22 protein-coding genes are annotated in these 20691 nt (G+C 74.0%); 11 read left to right on the top strand and 11 right to left on the bottom strand.

The genetic code is table 11. The features are described from left to right. Position 1: 1 nt before the first annotated feature. Together ACZYRU_RS20955 and ACZYRU_RS20950 are read right to left on the bottom strand one after the other, a co-directional pair. Positions 2 to 763, bottom strand: a complete 762-nt coding sequence (locus tag ACZYRU_RS20955; protein ID WP_488959033.1) for a hypothetical protein — start codon at positions 761 to 763, stop codon at positions 2 to 4. A 75-nt stretch (positions 764 to 838) separates the two neighbouring features. Next, the gene (locus tag ACZYRU_RS20950; protein WP_488959032.1) at positions 839 to 2662 is read right to left on the bottom strand and encodes a hypothetical protein; all 1824 of its coding nucleotides are present in this window, start codon (positions 2660 to 2662) and stop codon (positions 839 to 841) included. 78 nt (positions 2663 to 2740) lie between these two features. Between ACZYRU_RS20950 and ACZYRU_RS20945 the strand changes: the two genes are divergently transcribed. After that, positions 2741 to 2938 carry a DUF7489 domain-containing protein gene (locus tag ACZYRU_RS20945; protein WP_488959031.1) on the top strand — a complete coding sequence of 66 codons (198 nt, stop codon included), beginning with the start codon at positions 2741 to 2743 and terminating at the stop codon, positions 2936 to 2938. A 67-nt stretch (positions 2939 to 3005) separates the two neighbouring features. Continuing rightward, the gene (locus ACZYRU_RS20940; protein ID WP_488959030.1) at positions 3006 to 4175 is read left to right on the top strand and encodes a calcium-binding protein; all 1170 of its coding nucleotides are present in this window, start codon (positions 3006 to 3008) and stop codon (positions 4173 to 4175) included. A gap of 142 nt (positions 4176 to 4317) precedes the next feature. On the opposite strand, the gene ACZYRU_RS20935 is transcribed toward ACZYRU_RS20940, so the two are convergent. Genes ACZYRU_RS20935 through ACZYRU_RS20910 form a run of 6 tightly spaced genes read right to left on the bottom strand, consistent with a single transcriptional unit; the run spans position 4318 to position 10111 of the window. Then, on the bottom strand, positions 4318 to 5814 hold the full coding sequence (locus ACZYRU_RS20935; protein WP_488959029.1) for a sodium/solute symporter: 1497 nt from the start codon (positions 5812 to 5814) through the stop codon (positions 4318 to 4320). Then, a complete protein-coding gene (locus tag ACZYRU_RS20930; protein WP_488959028.1) occupies positions 5814 to 6200 on the bottom strand; it encodes a hypothetical protein in 387 nt (128 codons plus the stop codon). Before ACZYRU_RS20930 ends, ACZYRU_RS20935 begins: the two co-directional genes overlap by 1 nt. A gap of 5 nt (positions 6201 to 6205) precedes the next feature. Beyond that, complete coding sequence (locus tag ACZYRU_RS20925) at positions 6206 to 6937, bottom strand: LytR/AlgR family response regulator transcription factor (RefSeq protein WP_488959027.1); 732 nt, start codon at positions 6935 to 6937, stop codon at positions 6206 to 6208. Then, positions 6934 to 8055, bottom strand: a complete 1122-nt coding sequence (locus ACZYRU_RS20920; RefSeq protein WP_488959026.1) for a sensor histidine kinase — start codon at positions 8053 to 8055, stop codon at positions 6934 to 6936. The genes ACZYRU_RS20925 and ACZYRU_RS20920 overlap by 4 nt, the downstream gene beginning before the upstream one ends. A gap of 16 nt (positions 8056 to 8071) precedes the next feature. After that, on the bottom strand, positions 8072 to 9181 hold the full coding sequence (locus tag ACZYRU_RS20915; protein ID WP_488959025.1) for a hypothetical protein: 1110 nt from the start codon (positions 9179 to 9181) through the stop codon (positions 8072 to 8074). 12 nt (positions 9182 to 9193) lie between these two features. Then, the gene (locus ACZYRU_RS20910; RefSeq protein ID WP_488959024.1) at positions 9194 to 10111 is read right to left on the bottom strand and encodes a class I SAM-dependent methyltransferase; all 918 of its coding nucleotides are present in this window, start codon (positions 10109 to 10111) and stop codon (positions 9194 to 9196) included. A gap of 69 nt (positions 10112 to 10180) precedes the next feature. On the opposite strand from ACZYRU_RS20910, the gene ACZYRU_RS20905 reads away from it, so the two are divergent. Next, positions 10181 to 10909, top strand: a complete 729-nt coding sequence (locus ACZYRU_RS20905) for an oxidoreductase (RefSeq protein ID WP_488959023.1) — start codon at positions 10181 to 10183, stop codon at positions 10907 to 10909. Positions 10910 to 11355: 446 nt separating this feature from the next. On the opposite strand, the gene ACZYRU_RS20900 is transcribed toward ACZYRU_RS20905, so the two are convergent. Beyond that, positions 11356 to 12165, bottom strand: a complete 810-nt coding sequence (locus tag ACZYRU_RS20900; RefSeq protein WP_488959022.1) for an HAD family hydrolase — start codon at positions 12163 to 12165, stop codon at positions 11356 to 11358. A gap of 141 nt (positions 12166 to 12306) precedes the next feature. Between ACZYRU_RS20900 and ssd the strand changes: the two genes are divergently transcribed. The 7 genes from ssd (at position 12307) to ACZYRU_RS20865 (ending at position 17204) form a co-directional block, all read left to right on the top strand. Then, complete coding sequence (gene ssd / locus ACZYRU_RS20895) at positions 12307 to 13401, top strand: septum site-determining protein Ssd (RefSeq protein ID WP_488959021.1); 1095 nt, start codon at positions 12307 to 12309, stop codon at positions 13399 to 13401. Further along, on the top strand, positions 13401 to 14567 hold the full coding sequence (locus ACZYRU_RS20890; RefSeq protein WP_488959369.1) for a TadA family conjugal transfer-associated ATPase: 1167 nt from the start codon (positions 13401 to 13403) through the stop codon (positions 14565 to 14567). Before ssd ends, ACZYRU_RS20890 begins: the two co-directional genes overlap by 1 nt. Further along, positions 14567 to 15355, top strand: a complete 789-nt coding sequence (locus ACZYRU_RS20885; protein ID WP_488959020.1) for a type II secretion system F family protein — start codon at positions 14567 to 14569, stop codon at positions 15353 to 15355. Before ACZYRU_RS20890 ends, ACZYRU_RS20885 begins: the two co-directional genes overlap by 1 nt. Next, a complete protein-coding gene (locus ACZYRU_RS20880) occupies positions 15348 to 16070 on the top strand; it encodes a type II secretion system F family protein (RefSeq protein WP_488959019.1) in 723 nt (240 codons plus the stop codon). Before ACZYRU_RS20885 ends, ACZYRU_RS20880 begins: the two co-directional genes overlap by 8 nt. A 171-nt stretch (positions 16071 to 16241) precedes the next feature. Continuing rightward, a complete protein-coding gene (locus ACZYRU_RS20875; protein ID WP_488959018.1) occupies positions 16242 to 16430 on the top strand; it encodes a DUF4244 domain-containing protein in 189 nt (62 codons plus the stop codon). Beyond that, positions 16402 to 16842, top strand: coding sequence for a TadE family type IV pilus minor pilin (locus ACZYRU_RS20870; protein ID WP_488959017.1), 441 nt, complete (start codon positions 16402 to 16404; stop codon positions 16840 to 16842). The genes ACZYRU_RS20875 and ACZYRU_RS20870 overlap by 29 nt, the downstream gene beginning before the upstream one ends. Then, positions 16839 to 17204: an Rv3654c family TadE-like protein gene (locus ACZYRU_RS20865; RefSeq protein ID WP_488959016.1), complete on the top strand. Its 366-nt coding sequence runs from the start codon at positions 16839 to 16841 to the stop codon at positions 17202 to 17204. The genes ACZYRU_RS20870 and ACZYRU_RS20865 overlap by 4 nt, the downstream gene beginning before the upstream one ends. Before the next feature lie 9 nt (positions 17205 to 17213). Here ACZYRU_RS20865 and ACZYRU_RS20860 read toward each other — a convergent pair whose 3' ends face one another. Together ACZYRU_RS20860 and ACZYRU_RS20855 are read right to left on the bottom strand one after the other, a co-directional pair. Further along, positions 17214 to 17525, bottom strand: a complete 312-nt coding sequence (locus tag ACZYRU_RS20860; protein ID WP_488959015.1) for a hypothetical protein — start codon at positions 17523 to 17525, stop codon at positions 17214 to 17216. A 36-nt stretch (positions 17526 to 17561) separates the two neighbouring features. Then, the gene (locus ACZYRU_RS20855) at positions 17562 to 19928 is read right to left on the bottom strand and encodes a DEAD/DEAH box helicase (RefSeq protein WP_488959014.1); all 2367 of its coding nucleotides are present in this window, start codon (positions 19926 to 19928) and stop codon (positions 17562 to 17564) included. Positions 19929 to 20068: 140 nt separating this feature from the next. Between ACZYRU_RS20855 and ACZYRU_RS20850 the strand changes: the two genes are divergently transcribed. Continuing rightward, positions 20069 to 20401 (top strand): STAS domain-containing protein, encoded by a 333-nt coding sequence (locus ACZYRU_RS20850; RefSeq protein ID WP_488959013.1) that lies wholly within the window; start codon positions 20069 to 20071, stop codon positions 20399 to 20401. Positions 20402 to 20691: the final 290 nt, after the last annotated feature.

The raw sequence follows: 20691 nt of genomic DNA, 5'->3' as shown, positions 1-20691 counted from the left end.
ATCAGCACCAGTCGTCGACGGTGGGGCGGACCGGACGCCCGTCGAGCAGGAGGTGATCGTCGTCCCACGGCGGCGCGATCGGGCATGGGGAAGCCCCGTGCCCGCGGATGGTGAGGCTCTCGATCGCTCCCGCCGGTACGACGACCTCCGCGGCACGCCAGGACGTGTCGCCGTCCGTGACGGCCGCCGACTCCAGGCGCACCGCCTTCGGTCCGGGATTGGAGATCGCGACGGTCAGCCGGTAGTCACCGTCCGGCGTCATGCGGGTTCCGGCGGCCCAGAGCGTCGGCGAGCGGCGGCACCAGGCCGCGAAGGCCGGCCCGAGGGTGTCCTCGTCGTCGACCAGGTAGCGATCGGTCCAGGGCCCGCCGGCCCCGGTCGATCGGACCTCGAACACCAGGGTCGACGGGGTGTCCGGGCAGGGCGCGAGGACCGTGCCCTCGAGCAGCACCTGGGTGCCGGCAGCCACGGGGACCGGCTCCGGTGGATGGTCGCTGTCGTAGCCGACGTCGATGGGGTACGACGAGCCCGGGGTGCTGCCGCCCGCCCACATCAGTCGCACGTCGTCCAGCACCCGGTCCTCGGCGTACCTGACCGTGATCCCGATCCGGACCCCGTACTCGCTGGCGAAGGCCTCGGCCGCCACCGGGACCGCGCCGGCGACGGGTGTCGTGACGCGGCCGCGTGGCGGTGGGTCGTCGCCGCAGCCAGCGAGCACCGCGACGGCCAGCACCGTTGCCACCGCGTACCGCATTCCGCCCATGCGGTGATCGTGACGTGAAGGCGCCACCGGCGCATCACCGATTGTCGGGGGTTCGACCGTGCCCCGGTGGACGGATCAGTCGTCGAAGGTCAGCCGGACCACGGTGCGCTGACGTTGGCCCTCGGCCGTCACCGTGATGCCGGCCGCGTCGAGCGGCGCCACGTCGGCGGGGGACAGGCCTGCGCTCAGCTGCTCGGCCCAGTCGCCGCGATCGAAGTCGATCCAGATGATGGTCAGCGCATCCTCGGCGTCGGGCACGACGTTCGCGAACCGGTCGGTGTCGCCCAGCGTCCCCTTCGCCTTGGCGACCTCCTCTACGAAGCCGCGGTCGGCGCCGATGACCACGGCGTCGCCGGATCGCGCGGACGGCAGGGGGTCCTTGCCGCCGACGGTGACGCGCGCCTTCGCCAGCGCGGCCTCGACCTTGCCGACGTCGCCGGTGATCCGCACCGCGACGGGGACCTGCTCGTCGACCCCCTCGAAGTCGAAGGCGTCCTCGAAGCCGGGGCCGGCGATCACGGCGAGGCTGTCGCCGCCGAGGTCCTCGAGGTCCCGGGCGGTCAGGCCCGTGGACTTCTCGAAGTCGGCCAGCAGCTGCTTCGGCTCGCCGCCGAAGGACAGCGGTCCGTGGGTGATCGCCTGCTCCGCCCAGCCGTCGCTGAAGCCGCCGCCGAAGGCGAGGGCCGCGTCGCCCGGCAGGGCCGAGATCGCGGTCAGGGCGTCGGTGCCGTCGTACCGCTCCGGGTCGCCGTAGGTGATCGGGTCGGCCACGACCTCCAGCTCCAGGGCGCCGTCGTCGAACCGCGCGACACCGCCGAGGCCGGTGAAGTCCTCGAGCCGGCGCCGTACGTCGTCCGGGATCGGGACGGAGAGGTCCTCCATGAGCTCGTCCTCGTCGATCTCGGGCACCTCGTCCTCCGACACCACGCCGCCCATCGCCGGCTCGTTGGGGTAGAGCTCGTCCATCTCCTTCATCAGCTGGTCCTGCTCGGCGGGGGTGAGCTCCTCGACGTGCTCCATCCGCTTCCACAGCCGACGTTCCTTCGGCGACATCTCCGCCATGAAGTCGTCCCCGGCTGCCACGCCGTAGCTGTGCAGCGACGTGAGGCTGAGCAGCATGTCGACCGGGTCGGTCGAGAGGCCGGACTGCGTGCTGATGGCGATCGAGAGGAACGGGTGGTCGTCGGCCGCGTCGAGCAGCGCCTGCCCGGCCTCGGGGGCGGCGTACAGCGTCACCACGCCGGCATCGCCGGCCGCCGAGGTCAGCTCCTGGAAGTCGGCGTCGTCGCCGAGCCGGGTACGACGGCCGTCCGCGACGACCTTCGCGGCCACCTCGTCGGTGCGCGCGAGCACCGCCCAGCCGTCGCCGAGGGCGTACCCGACCTCGTCCCCGCAGCCCGCCAGCACCTCGTCGAGCCCGCTCCGCGCCTTGTCGACGTCGCTGACCTGGACCACCGCGACCACCTCCGGGCCGCCCTTCCCGCCGGCCGCCGGCACCACGGCGAGACCGGCGCGGTCACCCGCCCAGGCCGCCAGGTCGTCGTACCCGATGTCGCAGCCGCTCTCGGCCGTCACCTGCTCCACGAGCGAGCGCCGCAAGTCGTCCTGGCTGGTGAGGCCGAGGTGCTTGGCGAGGCTCGGGAACCTCTTCAGCGCCTGGTAGGCCTCGAGCTTCTGCCCGCCCGGCGGGTCGAGGTCGATGCCGACGTACGCAAGCGTGTCACCAGGTAGTGCCTGCGCCGCCTGCGGTCCCTGCGCCATCCAGCCCTGCCACGCCCATCCGCCGGCGCCGATCGCCGCCACGGCTCCCACCACGCCGGCCACCGCGGCCACGCGGCGCTTTCGGCCGTGGCTGGCGGGCGCGGGTGGGGACGGGACGGAGGGCGCGAGCTCGGTCATGGGACGACCGTAGGCGGCTGCGCAGGGTTCCGAGGAAGGTTCTCCGGAAGTCGGGACCTCCTCGGTTACCGTCGTTGCATGGCTGAGACTTGGGAAGGCGTGGTGGTCAAGAAGTCGCGTGGTCTCTACGACGGCGCCAACATGTACCGCCGGCTGAAGGTCCGCATCGCCGACGGATCGGTCGTGAAGGCACGCGTCGACCGCGACGTGTGGGACGCCGTCGCGGTCGGCGACACGGTTCGCCGATCCGAGGGCGGGACCGTCACTCGGGTGTGACGGAGGTCGGGAGTCCCGCCAAGCCGTCCGCAAGCCCGCCGCAAGCGGTGCGCCCGAGCATCGGAGGATGAGCAGAAGACTCCTCCCCGTCCTCGCCCTGGCGCTCGCGCTGCCGGCGAGCATCGGCATCACGTCCAGCGCCGAGGCCGCCAAGCCGCGGTGCAACGGCGTCAAGGCGACCATCGTCGGCACCAACAAGGCCGAGAAGATCAAGGGCACCAAGAAGCGCGACGTGATCGTGGCGCGCGGCGGCAACGACCGGATCGACGGCGGTGGCGGCAACGACGTCATCTGCGGTGATGGCGGCAAGGACACCATCGACGGCGGGCCCGGCCAGGACTACGTGCACGGCGGAGCCGGCAACGACCTGGTCGCGCTGGGGCCGGGCAACGGCGGAATCGGGTACGGCGACGCGGGCGACGACACGATGGCGACCGGCGCCACCGGGCAGGCCCTGTTCGGCGGTGAGGGCAACGACCTGCTCAAGACCGCGTGGCCGGTGACCCTGCTCAACGGGGAGGGCGACAACGACCAGCTGTTGGGCAGCGCCGACCCCGACCAGCTCAACGGCGGCGACGGCAACGACCACCTGTCCGGGGCCGGCGGGGACGACGTCCAGCTCAACGGCGGCTTCGGTGTCGACACCTGCGACGGCGGCCCGGGGCGCGACAACTGCAACGGCGGGGCCCCGGGCGGACCGGGGAACTCCCCGACGGATCCGGACATCTGCACCTCCGAGGTGAAGCAGTCCTGCCAGGGCGACGAGTTCCCGCAGCGGTGGCTGGCCAAGGTGAGCGCGGTCGAGAAGACCGACACCGAGACCCGGACCTGGTCGCTGCAGATGGTGCTGCTCCGTGCCGGCGACCCGGCGACCAGCTCGTTCTGGCGCGAGGAGTCCGTCAGTGGGACCTTCTCGGTCCAGGGCCACGACGACGACTGCACCTGGTCCCACCAGGGCACGCTCGACCGCGACTTCACCGGCGACCTGGGCCTGGTGCCCGCACAGAGCCTGTACTGGCTCGACGTCGTGGCCGGTGGGGTCGGCACCTACACGATCAGCTGTACGGGCGGAGGCGGGCACACCGAGGAGCAGGGCTTCCAGGCATGGACGGCCACCGAGGGTGGCCCCGAGACCGTGGCGTGGGACCGCTCCCGGCGCGAGATCACCGGGAGCTGGCACAAGGACGGGTCCTACGAGGACGTCGACGCCGAGTGGGTGATCACGCCACTGGACTGACCGTCGCCGCCCATCCGCAAGTAACACGCCGTCCACCCGACTACCTGACGGTTCTCGGTGCGACACGCCGCGGAGAGCGGCCGGATCGTGCTGACAACCGGTGACCAGTCGGGTGGACAGCGTGTTACAGCGATCTCACCGACTAGCGGTTGAGCGACTCCGGCGTGTGCAGCCGGACCAGGAACCGGCGCGCGTGCGCCGGCTCCCGGTCGGCGGTCGCGAGCGAGACGGCGACCATCACGAGCACCGCTACGGGCACGCTCCAGGCGGCGGGCTGGGCCAGCAGGGCGCCGGTCCAGCCGCCGGGGGCATAGCCCGCGAGGGTCGTGATCGCCGCACCTCCGGCGCCGAGGCCACCGGCCGCGAGCCCCGCCAGCGCGCCGGCGTCGGTGAGGCGCCGCCACCAGATGCCCAGCACCAGTAGCGGGCAGAACGTCGATGCGGCCACCGCGAACGCCAGGCCCACGGACTGGGCGACGCCGACGTTGCGGACCAGGAGCGCCGCCAGCACGGGGACGACCACTGCCACCAACGCCGCGAACCGGAACGCCGCGACGCCGCGCTGCTCGCTGACCAGTCGGCTGGTGACGTCCTGGGTGAGCACGCCGGACACGGCGATCGCCAAGCCCGAGGACGTCGACAGGAACGCGGCGAACGCCCCGGCCGTGACCAGCCCGGTCAGCACGTCGCCGCCGACGCCGTCGAGCATCGCCCGCGGCAGCTCCAGCACGAGCACGTCCGAGCGGCCCTCGGCGACCAGGCGGCCGCCGTACACACGACCGAGGGCGGCGTACACCGGCGGCCAGACGTAGAACAGCCCCAGCAGCGCGAGGACCACGACCGTCGTACGCCGGGCGGCCCGGCCGTCGGGGTTCGTGTAGAACCGCACGACCACGTGGGGCAGGCCCATGGTGCCGAGGAAGAGCCCGGCGATGAGGGAGTACGTCGTGTAGAGGCCGACCCCGCCGTCGCCCGCGACCGGGTTCGACCAGTCGCCGCCCCCGACGCCGCCGGGGCGGCCGTCGCCCCACCAGACCGCGACCAGCACGGCGGCCGGGACGAGCAGCGCGGTGAGCTTGAGCCAGTACTGGAAGGCCTGGACGAAGGTCACCGACCGCATCCCGCCGGACGTCACGTTCGCGAGCACGACCCCGGCCACGACGAGCGATCCGGCCCACTCGGGCGCGCCGATCGCCGAGCGCAGCGTGATGCCGGCGCCCTCGAACTGCGGGATCATGTAGAGCCAGCCGATGCCGACGACGAGCAGCGAGCAGGCGGCCCGGACGGTGCGCGACCCGAGGCGGGCCTCGGCGAAGTCGGGCAACGTGTAGGCGCCGGAACGCCGCAGCGGCGCAGCCACGAGCACCAGCAGGACGAGGTAGCCCGCCGTCCAGCCGACCGGGTACCAGAGCATGTCCGCGCCGCCGACCAGCAGCAGTCCGGCGATGCCGAGGAAGGACGCAGCGGAGAGGTACTCGCCGCCGATCGCGCTCGCATTGAGGCCCGGCCGGACGGTGCGGGAGGCAACGAAGAAGTCGCTCGTCGTGCGGGAGAAGCGCAGGCCCCAGGTGCCGATCGCCACGGTGGCGAGGGTGACCAGCACGACCGCGATCAGTCCGGGTACGTCGGCGCGCTCCATCAGGCGTCGCCCTCGGTGGGGGACTCGGGGTCGTTGACCAGGTCGGCGAAGACCCGCTCGTTTTGCTCCGCGCTGCGGACGTAGCGCCACGCGAGCAGCAGCAGGAACGGGTGCACCAGCACGCCGAGCAGCAGCCACGGCAGCGGGATCCCGAGCGGCCGGACGTCGGACAGCGACGGCCAGAGGTGGAACGCGAGGGGCAGGACCCCGACCGTGACCGCCAGCAGCAGGAGCAGCCGCACGGCCAGGCCGAGCTGGGCGCGGAGCAGCGAGCGGAGGTAGACGTCGCCGAGCGCGGTCTGCTCGTGCACGTCGCCGAGCCGGCTCGCCGCCCGCCCGGCCGGCGCGTGCCGTGGCGGTCCGGTGACCCGCACCCGCTCGGTCATCGCTCTCAGCCTCCTGCGCGGGCCCGGCGGACGAGGACGTCGCGCAGCGCGCGGGTGTGGCGGCGGCTGACGGGGAGCTCGGTCCCGGCACCCACGACGACCGAGGTCCGGCCGGCGTCGCTGCGGACCTCGGTGACGTGGGCCAGCGCGACCAGCAGGGAGCGGTGGATCCGGTGGAAACCGGCCTCGGCCCAGTCCTCCTCGAGCGTCGTCAGCGGCACCCGGACGAGGTAGTTGTCGCCGCCGGTGGTGTGCAGCCGGGCATAGTCGCCCTGCGCCTCCACGTGGGTGATGTCGCCGCGGTCCACGAACCGGGTGACGCCGCCCCGCTCCACCGCGATCTGGGCGTCGGTCGCCGCCGGGGCCGGTGAGGTGCCGCCGAGGACGCGTCGTACCGCTTCGGCGAGGCGTTCTGGCCGCACCGGCTTGAGGACGTAGTCGACCGCGTGCAGGTCGAAGGCGTCCACGGCGTGCTGCTCGTGAGCCGTCACGAAGACCACCGGCGGCGGCTGCTTGAACCGGCCGAGCACCTCGGCCAGCTCCAGTCCGGTCAGGCCGGGCATCTGGATGTCGAGGAAGACGCAGTCGACCTCGCGCTCGCGCAGGATCCGCAGCCCGTCGGTGGCGGACTGGCAGGCGATCACCTCGCCGACCCGGTCGTCGGCGCCGAGGAGGTAGCTCAGCTCGTCGAGCGCGGGTCGCTCGTCGTCGACGACGAGGACGCGCAGGCCGGTCATGCCGTGACTCCCGGTGCGAACTTGGGCACGCGCACGATCACCTTGGTCCCGGCCCCCGGAGCGGTCTCCACGACCAGACCGTAGTCGTCGCCGAAGCTCGCGCGCAGCCGTGCGTCCACGTTGCCCAGGCCCACCGAGTCGAGCTCGGTGTCGCCGGCGAGCGCGCGCCGTACCCTCTCCGGGTCCTCGCCGACGCCGTTGTCCTCGACCTCGATCAGGGCCTCGTGCCCGCGGTCGTGGGCGTTGATCGTCAGCAGGCCCGCCTGGTCGGCGCCTTCGAGGCCGTGGCGGACGGCGTTCTCGACGAGGGGCTGGATGCACAGGAAAGGTACGACGACCGGGAGCACCTCCGGCGCGATGTTGAGGGTCACCTGCAGCCGGTCACCGAAGCGGGCCTGCTCGAGGAGGAGGTACCGCTCGATCGAGCGCAGCTCCTCGGCGAGCGTCGTGTACTCGCCGTGCCGGCGGAAGGAGTAGCGGGTGAAGTCGGCGAACTCCAGCAGCAGCTCGCGGGCCCGGTCGGGGTCCGTGCGCACGAAGCTCGCGATCGCGTTGAGCGAGTTGTAGACGAAGTGCGGGCTGATCTGGGCCCGCAGCGCACGCACCTCGGCCTCGATCATCCGGTTGCGGTGGGCGTCGAGCTCGGCCAGCTCCAGCTGCCCCGAGACCCACTCGGCGACCTCCTCGGTCGCGCGCACCAGGCCGGCGGTCGGGGTCGGCGCGAACGCCTGCACGGTCCCGAGCACGCGCCCCTCCACCACGAGCGGGCTCACCACACCCGTGCGAACGGGGCAGCCGCCGACCGAGCACCCGAGCTGGTCGCGGTCGACCGTGCGCGTGCTGCCCTTCTCGATCGCCTGCAGGCCCACGACGGCCGCCTGGTCGAGGTGGTGGTCGCCCACGCCGTCCCACGCGAGGACCGCCTCGGTGTCGGTGATGGCCAGGGCCGGCGTACCGAGCAGGGCCCGCAGGTGCCGGATCGCCCGCTCGGCACTGACCGTCGTCAGGCCCTCGCGCAGCGCCGGCGCGGCCAGGGAGGCCCGGTGCAGCGCCCGGAACGCGGCCCGGTCCGCATCGCTGCCCAGGTGGTCGTGTCGCCAGAACCGTCCGCCCCTCATCGCAGTCCCACCGTCCTCACCACACCGAGATCTCGGACAGGATCGCGCCGGCGAACCCGAAGTCGTCGCTGCGCACGCAGGCGAACCGGGCCGTCGTCGCCGGTCGCACGGGTACGTCGAACACCCCGGACTCCTCGCCGTTCGCATCGGCCAGGCGTCCGCGGGTCGTGAACTGCCGGCCGTCGCGGGACAGCTCCACGACCCGGTCCACCGCGCCGAACGGGGTGCGGACGACGACGCGGCGCACCGTCTGCGGCGTGCCGAGGTCGACGCAGATCCGGTGCAGCGTCGTCTTCCCGACCTCGACGTGGCTGTCGAGGACGCCGTCGGTGAGCGGGCAGCCGTGCTCGGCGGAGGTGCAGGCGTGCCCGCGGGAGAGCGGCACAGCGGTGCCGACACCGGACGCCGGTGGCGAGGTGTAGGTGAACGCGCGGTCGCCCTTCCTGCTGCTCGCGACCACGCTCACCGTGAACGGCTGGTCCTCGGTCTGCCAGTCCGGCACGACCGCCGAGGTGCGCCGCAGCCCGTGCGCGATCTCCACCGGTCGGGCGAAGGTCGGGTCGCCGACGGTGGCGAAAACCGTGTAGGTACGGGCCTTTCCCTGCGGTACGCCGGCCAGCTCGGGCCACGACACCCGGGTCCCGGCCCTGGTGTGGTCGAGGGTGAGCGTCGGCTCCCAGAGCACCAGGTCGGGCACGTGCACGGGCGCCGTACCGTTCGGCAGCGCGACCGCGGCCAGTGCCCCCGACGGCCCCTCACCGCCGAGGCGAAGCACCTTGTCGGGCTCGACGTCCTCGCTGCCGATGCTCCACAGGCCGTTGTCGGTCAGGTCGGCGCCATGGGCGGTCGGGCAGATCCCCGAGTCCGGGATCAGGCAGAACAGGCCGAGCGAGACCAGCTGCAGCGAGATGGTCACGACGTTGTCGTCGAACGGCTGGGTCAGCGTCACGCTGCCCCCCGGCACCGACCGGCCGTCCGCGTCCATCAGCCGACCGTACGCCGCTCCCGCGGGACTGGCGGCCGGCACCGGGACCGGCTCGGCGTCGCGCGGGACGTCCGTGCCGCCCGTGGTGCAGGCGGCCAGGAGCAGGGCCAGGGCCAGCGGTGCCGGCGCCCGGGTCCCCATGCCGAGGTCAGCTCAGCGGAAGTCGATGAGCAGCATGCCCGAGTCGTCGTCGGCCGGCGGCTCGACGGCGGGAGCCAGCGCGACCGGCACGGTGTCCTCGCCGACGAACTCCTCCGGCGCGGCCTCGGCTGCGGGCTCCGCGGCCGTCGTACCGATGGCGGGGGCCGGCTCCTGACGGATCGTCTTGGGCTGGATCCCGACCACCGCGCGGAAGCACTCGGTCACCCACGGCAGCTGCATGCCGTCCATGCCGCGGCCGAAGTCGTCGTAGAAGGCCAGCACCTCGCGGACCTTCGAGTCCTGGCCCGTGCGGTCGAGACCGGCGACGTCGGGCAGCGAGCGCGCCAGGTCCTGCACCGACGAGCGGTCGATGACCTGCCACTGCTTGAAGGCGGTCTCGTCGGCCGGCCCGAAGTACGGCGACGAGTCGATCGCGTCGCCGACGCCCTCGCCGGTCGTGTGGTGCCCGATCAGGTTGCCGAGCCGCTTGACCCACGGGATCCGCTCGTCGCGGACGTTGCGCACCACAGCGAACGTGCCGCCGCGCTTGAGGACGCGCGCGATCTCCGGCAGTGCCTTGTCGGCGTCGAACCAGGCGTCGGCGTCTGCCGCGATCACCAGGTCGTACGTCGCGTCCGCCGCCGGGATCTCCTCGGCCGACGTCTGCGAGACCCGCAGCTCCGGCAGCCGGGTCCCGAGCCGGTCGAGCATCCGCGGGTCCGGGTCGGTCGCGTGCACGTCGTGGCCGAGCGCCACCAGGTGCTCGGTGAGCTTGCCGGTCCCGGCCCCGAGCTCCAGCACGGCCAGCGGCTCGTCGCCGGTCAGCCACGCCACGGCCTCGCGCGGGTAGCCGGGGCGGCCGCGGTCGTAGGCCTCGGCCACACTGCCGAAGCAGAGGCCCGGTGCGTCGGGGGTGGAGTCGGTAGCCATCGGGGCGAGCGTACGGCGGCGGCGGCTCCGGATCACGGAGGCACGCGAGGGCGCCAGTAACGTTGCCGGGTGACCACCGACCCGCACGCCTGGCTGATCTCCCTCGAGGGCGTCCCGTCCGGCTTCGCCGGCGCCCGCGACGGCATCGACGTGGTGCTCCGTGACCGGGGCCTGCGCCGGACCAGCCCCGAGCTGACCGCCGAGTCGCTGCTGCGCGGCGCGCACGCCAGCGCGGTGCTCGAGGGCTCGGGCTCCACGCTGGCCGAGGTGCGGGCCGGCGAGGGCGACGAGATCGCGGCCGCCGCCGTACGTCTGGCGACCGAGCTGCTCTCCCTCGTCCCCGTCCTGCGCCGCCAGCCGCTGCAGGCGCTGGCCCGGATCCACACCCTCGCCGCCCGCGGCACGCTCCCCGACGAGCTGCTCGGCCGGCCGCGCGACGGCGAGTCCGCCTCCCGCCTGCGCGGCATCGCTGAGCTGATCACCGCCCCGACCGAGGCCCCGGCGCTCGCCGTCGCCGCCGTCGTCCACGCCGAGCTGGTCGCCGCCGCGCCCTTCGGCTCCCACAACGGCATCGTGGCCCGCGCCACCGAGCGGCTGGTCGCGGCTGCCCGCGGAGTCGACGAGAAGTCCCTCGTCGTACCCGAGGCGGCGCACCTCGCCCTGCGCCCCGAGTACGAGTCCAACCTGCGTGGCTGGGCCAGTGGCAGCACCTCCGGGATGCATGCCTGGCTGCTGTACGCCGTCGAGGCCTGGTCGGCCGCCGCCGAGGCGAGTCCGCTGGTGCGTGACGCGGAGTAGTTGAGGTCGTCGAGTAGCCCGAGCCCCTGGGCGAGGGCGTATCGAGACGCCCCGCCGAGGTCTCGATACGGCGGTCGCGGGTGCTCGCAAGCTCGCACCCGCGCGCCTACTCGACCTTCCCGCCTGATCCGCGCCGCTGCTCGTTCCTCGCAGCGCCGCGGGCGGCAAAAGCAGGTGGCACCCGAGCCATCGAGTGTCTCGGGTGCCACCGCTGACACGTGAACCTTGGTTACCAGGCGTGCACCATCAACAACTGCCCCGGAAGTTTTCCGGATGCAAGCGCCCAATTCAGAAGGGTAGATCGCCGCGTGGGTACCGGGATCACGTGTTGCTCTTGAGTTCTTGTTGTCCTTTGTACGCCGCTGGCGGGCCACCTTCAAGGGTTGTCTTTTCCCTGGGGACGGGGAACGCTGGCCGGTTGGGAGCAGACCCCGTTCTCGCGCCGGTCAGGCGCTGAAGGAGCGGCGCCGGGCGCCGATCCACACCGCCGCACCGACCGCGACGACCCCGCCGACGGCGAGCGCCGCGAGGGTCGGCTTCGGGGGCGGCAGGTGCAGCCGCGACTGCAGAGCGACCGGTCGGGTGAAGACGAGGACCGGCCAACCGCGGGAGGCCGCGATCTTGCGCAGCTCCTTGTCGGGGTTGACCGCGTGCGGGTGCCCGACCGCCTCCAGCATCGGCACGTCGGTCACCGAGTCGGAGTACCCGTAGCTGTTCGCCAGGTCGTACCCGACGCTCTGCGCGAGGTCACGGATCGCGTTCGCCTTCTCCTCGGCGTACGCGTAGTAGTCGATCTCACCGGTGTACCGCCCGTCCTCCACCTTGAGGCGGGTCGCGACCACCCGGTCCGCGCCGAGGAGGGCGCCGATCGGCTCGACCACCTCGCTGCCGGACGTCGAGACGATGACGACGTCCCGGCCCGCGGCGTGGTGCTCGTCGATGAGCCGGACTGCTTCGTCGTACACCAGCGGGTCGACGACGTTGTGCAGGGTGTCGGCCACGATCTCGCGGACCGTCGCGACGTCCCAGCCCGCTGTCAGCTGCGACATGAACTGGCGCATCTTCTCGACCTGGTCGTGGTCCGCGCCGCCGACCATGAAGACGAACTGGGCGTACGCCGAGCGCAGCACGGCCCGGCGCGAGATCAGCCCGCCGGCCTGGAACGGCTTGCTGAAGGCCAGCACGCTCGACTTGGCGATGATCGTCTTGTCGAGGTCGAAGAACGCGGCGGTGGGCGGCGTGCCCGCGGAGGCCATGACTCCATCCTAGGGATCGCACGTGTCCCGCCCGTTGCGAATGCCGCCGCTGCGTGTCCACAGGCCTGCGTCGCGGAGGGCTCGTCCCCAGGCGTGGGTGCCGCCGGCATGGTCGTGTCGGAGGGTGGCGACAACCTCGGCATGACACGCAACCGACCCTTCCCGTCCCCGCACGCCCGCCCCGCGGACGTCCCTCCCCTGGTGGTGACCGCCGATGACGACCTGCTGGCCGAGCTGCTGCCGCTCGCCGCCGCGGCCGACGTGGCCCCGACGATCGCGCGCGACCCGCTGACCGCCCTGGTCACGTGGAGTCGTGCGCCGGTCGTCCTCGTCGGCGCCGACCTCGCGGCAGCGATGGTCCGGGCCGCCCCGGAACCCCGTGCCCGCAGCTACGTCGTCAGCGGACCGCGCCCGCCCGACCAGCTGTTCCGCACGACCCTGGACCTCGGCGCCGAGAACGTCCTCGAGCTGCCCACCTGCGCCGGCTGGCTGGTGGAGCTGCTCGCCGACCTCACCGAGCACCAGCCCGACCGCGCCCGGGTGATCGGGGTGATCGGCGGCACCGGCGGCGCCGGGGCGACCACCTTCGCCTGCGCCCTCGGCCAGTGGGCCGCCCGGTCCGGCGACGCCGTCGTCATCGACTGCGACCCGCAGGGTCCCGGGCTGGACCGGATGCTGGGCCTCGAGCGCAGCGACGGCTTCCGCTGGGACGCCCTGTGCCAGACGACCGGCCGACTCTCCGCCCGCTCGCTGCGGGAGGCGCTGCCACGGCGGGGGAGCCTGGGCGTGCTGTCCTGGTACGTCGACGGGCGTGCCCAGAGCCTGCAGGCGTTCGCCGTGCGCGAAGCCCTGTCGGCCGCGCGCCGCGGGCACCGGGTGGTCGTCGTCGACCTCCCGCGCTCGCCGGACCCGCTGGTCGACGAGGTCGCCGCGCGCTGCGACGAGCTGCTCGTGGTGACCCTCGGCAGCGTCGTCGGGGTGGCGGGCGCCGCCCGGATGCGGGCCCGGTTCGCCGACCACGCGGCGCCCGGGGTGGTCCTGCGGGGCGACGCCTTCACCGCCGAGGAGGTGGCCCGGGCGGTCGGGCTGCCGGTACGCACCCAGATGCGGGACCAGCGCGCGCTCGCGGAGGCGGTCGACCTCGGCTTCGGGCCGTTGCGCTCGCTGCGGGGGCCGCTCGCCCGGGCGGCGGCGCGGGTCCTCGACGTCCCGACGGCAGTCGAGGTCGCGGCGTGATCGCCGATGCCGACGTCACCGCGCTGGTCGAGGACGTCCGCGCGCAGCTGGCCCGAGCTCCCGGTGACCTCAGCCCGCACCGCGTGGCCGACGCGCTGCGCTCGGCGGGACGGCCCGTCGGCGACGCGACGGTCCTCGCGGTCTACGAGGCGCTGCGCCGCGACGTCATCGGCGCCGGTCCGCTCGAGCCGCTGCTCGCCCTGCCCGGCGTCACCGACGTCCTCGTCAACGGGCCCGGCCCGGTGCGGATCGACCGTGGCGACGGAGTGGAGGAGACGGACGTCGTGCTGCCCAGCGAAGAGGCCTGTCGTCGGCTGGCCCAGCGGCTGGCGGCGAGCGGCGGCCGACGACTGGACGACGCCGCACCGTGGGCCGACGTACGGCTGCCCGACGGCACCCGCTGCCACGCCCTGCTCGCCCCGCTCGCCCAACCGGGGACCGCGGTCTCCCTGCGGATCCCACGCCGCGGCGGGTTCACGCTGACGGGCCTGCGGGCGGCGGGTGCGCTGACCGACGCCGGGCTCGAGCTGGTCCGGCGCGTCGTCGATGCCCGGCTGGCGTTCCTGGTGACCGGTGGAACCGGCGGCGGCAAGACCACGCTGTTGTCCGCCCTGCTCGGTGCGGTCGGTCCCGGCGAGCGGATCGTGGTCGTCGAGGACGCCGCCGAGCTCCGCCCCGAGCATCCCCAGGTGGTCGGGCTCGAGGCTCGTCCCGCCAACCTGGAGGGCACCGGCGCCGTCGTGCTGCGCGACCTGGTGCGGCAGGCGCTGCGGATGCGCCCCGACCGGTTGGTCGTCGGCGAGGTCCGCGACGCCGCCGTGGTCGACCTCCTCGCTGCGATGAACACCGGCCACGAGGGCGGCTGCGGCACGCTGCACGCCAACTCCGCGGCCGACGTACCCGCCCGCATCGAGGCGCTCGCCCTCGGCGCCGGGCTGGCTCGCGATGCCGCCCACAGCCAACTGGTCGCGGGCCTCGACGCCGTCCTCCACGTACGCCGCGATCGACACACCGGCCGGCGCCGGCTCGGCGAGGTCGCCGTCGTCGTCCGCGGTCCCGACGGACTGGCCCGGACCGAGGTCGCGGTCGCCTTCGACGCCTCCGGTACGCCGACCGAGGGCCCCGGCTCCCACCGGCTCCTCGACCTGCTCGACGGGAGGGCGTGATGGGCCCGCTGCTGCTCGGAGCCGCCGTCGCGGGGGCCTTGCTGCTCGCCGTACCCGCGGCGCCGCGGCTCCCCGGCCCTGCGGACGACCCCCGAGGCAGCCACCGATGGCCGGTCCTGGCGGTCGGGGCCGGGGCTTCGCTGGTGGCCCTGCTCTCGCACGGATCGGTGCCGGGCCTGGTGCTGCCGTTGCTGGCGCTCGCGCTCGTCACGGCCGTCGTCAGGGCTCTCGCCGCGCGGCGCCGGGACCGGGCCGCGACCGACGTACGTCGACGCGTGGTCGACCTGTGCGATGCACTGCGCGCCGAGTTGGCCGCCGGACAGACCCCGGTGGGTGCGCTCGACCGGGCCGCCGTCGAGTGGCCGCTGGTCGCTCCGGCCGCCCGGGCCGCCCGGACCGGGGGTGACGTCGTCGCCGCGTTCCGCTCCCTCGCGACCACACCCGGCGGCGAAGCACTGCGGGTGGTCGCCGGCGCGTGGCAGGTCGCGCACCGGACCGGCCACGGCCTCGCCGACACCCTCGGCCGCGTCGCAGCCGACCTGCGTGCGGGGGAGCGCACCCGCCGGGTGGTCGGCGGCGAGCTGGCGTCGGCGCGCGCGACCGCCCGGCTGCTCGCCGCCCTGCCGGTGCTCGCGCTGCTGATGGGTTCCGGCGCCGGCGCCGACCCGCTGCGGTTCCTGCTCGGACAGCCGCTCGGGCTGGCCTGCCTCGCGGGCGGCCTGGCCGCCGGGTACGCCGGTCTCGTCTGGATCGAGGCCCTCGCCCGGGACGTCGAGCGTCATGGCTGAGGCGGTCCTGGTCGGCCTGCTCGTCGGCGCGGGCGTACTCCTCGGCCCCGGAGCGCCCCGTCCCACCGGCGCGCCGGCCCGGACGCACCCGGGCGCACCGGACGGCGGCGACGGGTTGCTGCGCCGTGGTCGCGTCCTCTGGGCGCTGCTCGCCGGCGGCGGCGCGGCAGTCCTTCTCGGCGGTCCGCTCGCCGTCCCCGCGGGCGTCGTGGTGGGCCTCGTCGTCGGTACGGCGGCCGGTCGCCTCGAGCCGCGGGCGGTGCGCCTGCGCCGCGAGGAGGTACGCCGCGACCTGCCCCACGTCGTCACCCTCCTGGCCGCCGCGCTGCGCTCCGGGCAGGCGCCCGTCGAGGCCGTCGAGCTGGTCTGTCGGGCGCTGCCGGGCGCTGCGTCCGAACGGCTCTCAGCCGTCGCTGCGCGGCTGCGCCTGGGCGGCGACGCCGGCGCGACCTGGGGCCGCCTGGCCGACGACCCGGACCTCGGTCCCCTGGGGCGGGCGCTCGCCCGCGCGCACCGGACGGGCGCACCGGTGGTCGCCGCCGTCGAGGGGCTCGCCGACGAGCTCGGTGCCCGGGCCCGGGCCGAGGTGGAGGACCGGGCGCGGGCGGTCGGAGTCCGGGCCGCCGTACCTCTGGGGGTGTGCCTGCTGCCGTCCTTCCTGTTCCTGGGCATCGTCCCGCTGGCGGTGTCGCTGGCCGAGAGCATCGTGGGCTGACCGTGCTCAGGAGCCCCATCCGTACCGACAGGAGCCATCGATCTTCCCCAGGCCACGGATCGGCCGGGTCCCGTCCACAGGCCGGGGCACGACGAACGGCGGTGGTCGGCCGGGGCGCGCACTCTCGTTCCGACAGCCGCACCGGGCGGCTGCTGACGAACGGAGAGAACCGTGGCACTGCGCACCTCCCGCGCCTCCCGCCGCACGGAGCGGGGCGTCACCACCGCGGAGTACGCCGTCGCGACCGCCGCCGGCGCCGGCTTCGCGGGCCTGCTCTACAAGCTGCTCAGCGGCGGCTTCGGCGACAAGCTCATCAAGACGCTGTTCGACCATGTCCTCAACCTGCTCGGGCTCGGCTGAGCGCGGAGCCCGGCGTCGCCGCGCCGACGACCGCGGTGCGGTGACCGCCGAGCTGGCCCTCGCCCTGCCCGTCCTCCTCGCCGTGACCGCGGGCCTGGTCTGGCTGCTCGCGGTGGCCGTCGCCCAGGTCCGCACGATCGACGCCGCCCGGGAGGCCGCCCGTGCGCTGGCCCGTGGCGACGACCCCGGCGAGGCGCTCGCACTGGGGGAGCAGGTGGCGCCCGACGGGGTCCGGCTGTCCGCCTCCCGCTCCGGCGACCGGGTGGTGGTCCGGGCCCGCGGCCGGGTCTCCGGTCCGGGCGGCCTTTTCGGGGTGTTCCCCGGGGCGACTGTCCGCGCGGAAGCGGTCGCGATCACCGAGGGCGAGACCGGCGGCGGACAGGGCGGCGGACAGGAAGGAGGGGGACCGTGAGTCAACGAGGCGCGGCCACGGTGCTGGCCGTGGCGATGGCAGGCGTGCTGGTGCTGGTCGGGGCCGCGACCGGTGTGGTCGGCGCGATCGTGGTCGCCCACCGGCGAGCTCAGGCGGCGGCCGACCTGGCGGCGCTGGCCGGAGCCACGTCCCTCGCCGGCGGCCGGGTCGGGCACCCGGGGCGGGATCCGTGCTCAGCGGCCGCCGAGGTGGCCGAGGCCAACGGCGCCGAGCTGGTGACCTGCGGCGTCGAGGGATCCGACGTCGTCGTCGAGGTACGGGTCAGCGGTCCCCGGTGGCTCGGTCAGGACCGGGACCTGGCCGCCTCCGCGCGGGCCGGACCGGAGGGTCCGTCGCGATGACGGACTCGGTCAGCCCTCGTCGTCCGTGAGCTCGTTGCGTCGACGGTCGAGCTCGACCTGGTCGAGCTTGTCCGAGAGCTCGGTGAGTCGCTTCTGCTCCTTGCGGCGCTTCCAGCCCTGCTTCGCGCCGGCCTTCATCAGCCACAGGCCGAGCACGACGAGCAGCGTGGAGACGGCGCCCCACAGCACGAGAGTCCCGGGCGCGACGTCCCAGTTCATGATCTCGGCGGACCGGTGCTTGTAGTCGATGCTGGCGCCGAAAAAGCTGAGCACCAGCCCGATCACACCGACGACCAGGACGACCAGTCCGAGCAGCAGCATGGCGGCAGGCTACTAGGACCTGCCGTGCAACGGCGGCTACTCGGCGGCAGGCGCCTCACGGAGCAGCGCGTCGAGGAGGGCGACAGCGCCTGCTTTGTCGAGCGGGTCGTTGCCGTTGCCGCACTTCGGTGACTGGATGCACGACGGGCAGCCGGACGTGCACTCGCAGGCCGCGATCGTGGCCCGGGTGGCGCGCAGCCAGGCCGCGGCCGTGCGGTACCCGCGCTCGGCGAAGCCCGCTCCCCCCGGGTGGCCGTCGTGGACGAACACGGTGAGCACGCCGGTGTCGGGGTGGCGGGCGGTGGAGACGCCGCCGATGTCCCAGCGGTCGCAGGTCGCGAAGAGAGGAAGGAGGCCGATGGAGCAGTGCTCGGCGGCGTGAGCCGCGCCCGGCAGGTGGGCGGGCACCAGCCCGGCGCCGGTCAGCAGGTCGCTGACGACGTCGTCGGGGACGGTCCACCAGACCGCGGCGGTCGACAGGGTCCGCGTGGGGAGGTCGAGCGGCTTCTCGTCGATCACCTCGCCGGTGCGGGTCCGCCGGCGCAGGTACGACGTGACCCGGCTGGTCACCTCGACCGTGCCGAACGTGACGCGGCAGGGACCCCAGTCGACGTGCTCGCGCTCCTCGACGATCTCGATGTCGGTGACATCGCGGGCGGTCGTGGTGTGCTCGACGTCGGCCCGGTGCAGCGTGGCGACGTTCTCCTCGAGGTCGAGCGACTCGACGAGCCAGGTCTCGCCGCGGTGCAGGTAGACCGCGCCCTCGTGGGCGGTGCTGTGGGCGCGCCCGCCGTCGACGGTGCCGACCACACGGCCGGTGACGGCCTCGACGAGCTGGACCTGGGCGCCTCCGGTCGAGCGGATGTCGGCGAGGTCGGCGGCGCGGGCGCGGTCGGTCCAGTACCAGCCGGCCGCCCGGCGGCGGAGCAGTCCGCGCTCGACGAGCGAGCCGAGGACCTCGCGCATCCGGGGACCGAACAGCGCGGCGTCGGCGACGGTCACCGGGAGCTCCTGGGCGGCGGCGCACAGGTGCGGCCCGAGGACGTACGGGTTGTCGGTGTCGAACACCGTGCCCTCGACCGGCCGGCCGAGCAGCGCGTCGGGATGGTGGACGAGGTAGGTGTCGAGCGGGTCGTCGCGGGCCACGAACAGCCCGAGCGCACCGCCGCCGTCGCGCCCGGCCCGGCCGACCTGCTGCCAGAAGGCGGCGCGGGTGCCGGGGTACCCGGTCACGACGACCGCGTCGAGCCCGCTGATGTCGATGCCGAGCTCGAGCGCATTGGTGGCGGCCATGCCGAGCAGCCGTCCGCTGCGCAGGTCCTGCTCGAGGGCGCGGCGCTCCTCGGGGAGATAGCCGCCGCGGTACGAGTCGATTCGCCCGGCCAGGGACGGGTCGACCTCCTCGACCAGCTCACCCGCCCGGCGGGCCACGGTCTCGACGCCGTGCCGGGAGCGCACGAAGGCCAGGGTGCGGACGTCCTCGACCACGAGGTCGGCGAGCAGGTCGGCGGTCTCGGCCGTGGCGGGCCGGCGTACGGGCGCGCCGTTCTCCCCGTGGTACGACGTCAGCGGCGGCTCCCAGAGCCCGAGCGCGAGCGCCCCGCGCGGCGAGCCGTCCTCCGTCACCGCGGTCACCTCGAGCCCGGTCATCCGCCGGGCGGTGACGTCGGGGTCGGCGACCGTGGCCGACGCGAGGACGAAGACCGGCGAGGACCCGTGGAGCTCGCAGATCCGCCGCAGGCGGCGCACGACCTGGGCGACGTGGGCGCCGAACACCCCGCGGTAGTGGTGGCACTCGTCGATCACGACGTAGCGCAGCGACCGGAAGAACGAGGTCCACCGCTCGTGCCCGGGCAGCAGGGAGCGGTGCAGCATGTCGGGGTTGGAGAGGACGTACTCCGCGTGGTCGCGGGTCCACTCCCGCTCCTCGGCGGTGCTGTCGCCGTCGTGGGTCGCGACCCGGACGTCGAGCCCGAGGTCGCGGATCGACGCCCACTGGTCGTGGGCCAGCGCCTTGGTGGGGGCGAGGTAGAGGACCGACGCCCCGCGCTGCCCCCGCGGGCCGCGGGCGGCGCGGATGTCGGAGAGCGCGGGGAGGAGGTACGCGAGCGACTTGCCGGACGCCGTACCGGTCGCCACGACGACGTGCTCGCCCCGGTGTGCCGCCTCGGCCGCCGACACCTGGTGCTGCCAGGGGCGCTCGACCCCGCGGGAGGAGTACGCCGCCACCACTGCCGGATCCGCCCATGCCGGCCAGTGCGCCAGGGCCGCCGGCCGTGCCGGGACGTGCTCGCGGTGGGTCAGCCGATCGGCCCGGGACGGCAGCGCGACCAGCCGGTCGAGCAGGGCCTCCGGGTCGCGTCGCCGGGCCGGGGCGACGTCGAGATCGGGCTGGGCGCTCACCCTCCGATTGTCCCCCGGACCCCCGACACGAGACCCGGGACATAGCGACAGGATGTCCGCTCCTTGCACGTGCGTGTGCTGGGCATGGTTTGATGAGTGTCACCAGACGTAGGAAGTAAGGGCTATCCCGGGGTGAGGTCGTGAATCTGACACTGTCGACGCGCGAGGTCGGTGGGCGCACCGTCGTTGCCGTGGGTGGCGAGATCGACGTCTACACCGCCCCGAAGCTCCGCGACACCATCACCGAGCTCGTTGCCGGCGGCACGTACAACATCGTCGTCGACATGCAGGCGGTCGAGTTCCTCGACTCCACGGGCCTCGGTGTCCTCGTCGGCGGCCTGAAGAAGGTCCGTGCCCACGACGGTTCGCTCGAGCTGGTCTGCAACGCCGACCGGCTGCTCAAGATCTTCAAGATCACCGGCCTCGCCAAGGTGTTCGTCATCCACGATTCGCCGGACGCCGCCCTCATCTGAGCCGTTTGGCGCTCGCTCCGCTCGCGCATGTCGGGCGCCCTTTTGGCGTGTGGTCTTCGCTCGCTCGTTCCTCCCTCGCTGCGCTCAGTCCAGACCACGCGGGGCGCCCGGCGGCTTCGACCGGGTCACCCTCGGCTGCGCACGACATCCCCGCGACATGCCGGAGACGCTTCTATGGTTGTCAAGCAGCCAACGGCACGTCGTGTCCGGGTTCCGCGGGGTTCGCGTTGACGTGCAGGGTCCGGAACAGCTGGCGGGCGATGTAGCGCTTGAGGCAGCGACGGATCCGG

It is taken from the genome of Nocardioides sp. F233 (genome assembly GCF_057813895.1).
The sequence above is the reverse complement of the archived record's forward strand: the minus strand, read 5'-3'. Positions and strand labels throughout refer to the sequence as shown.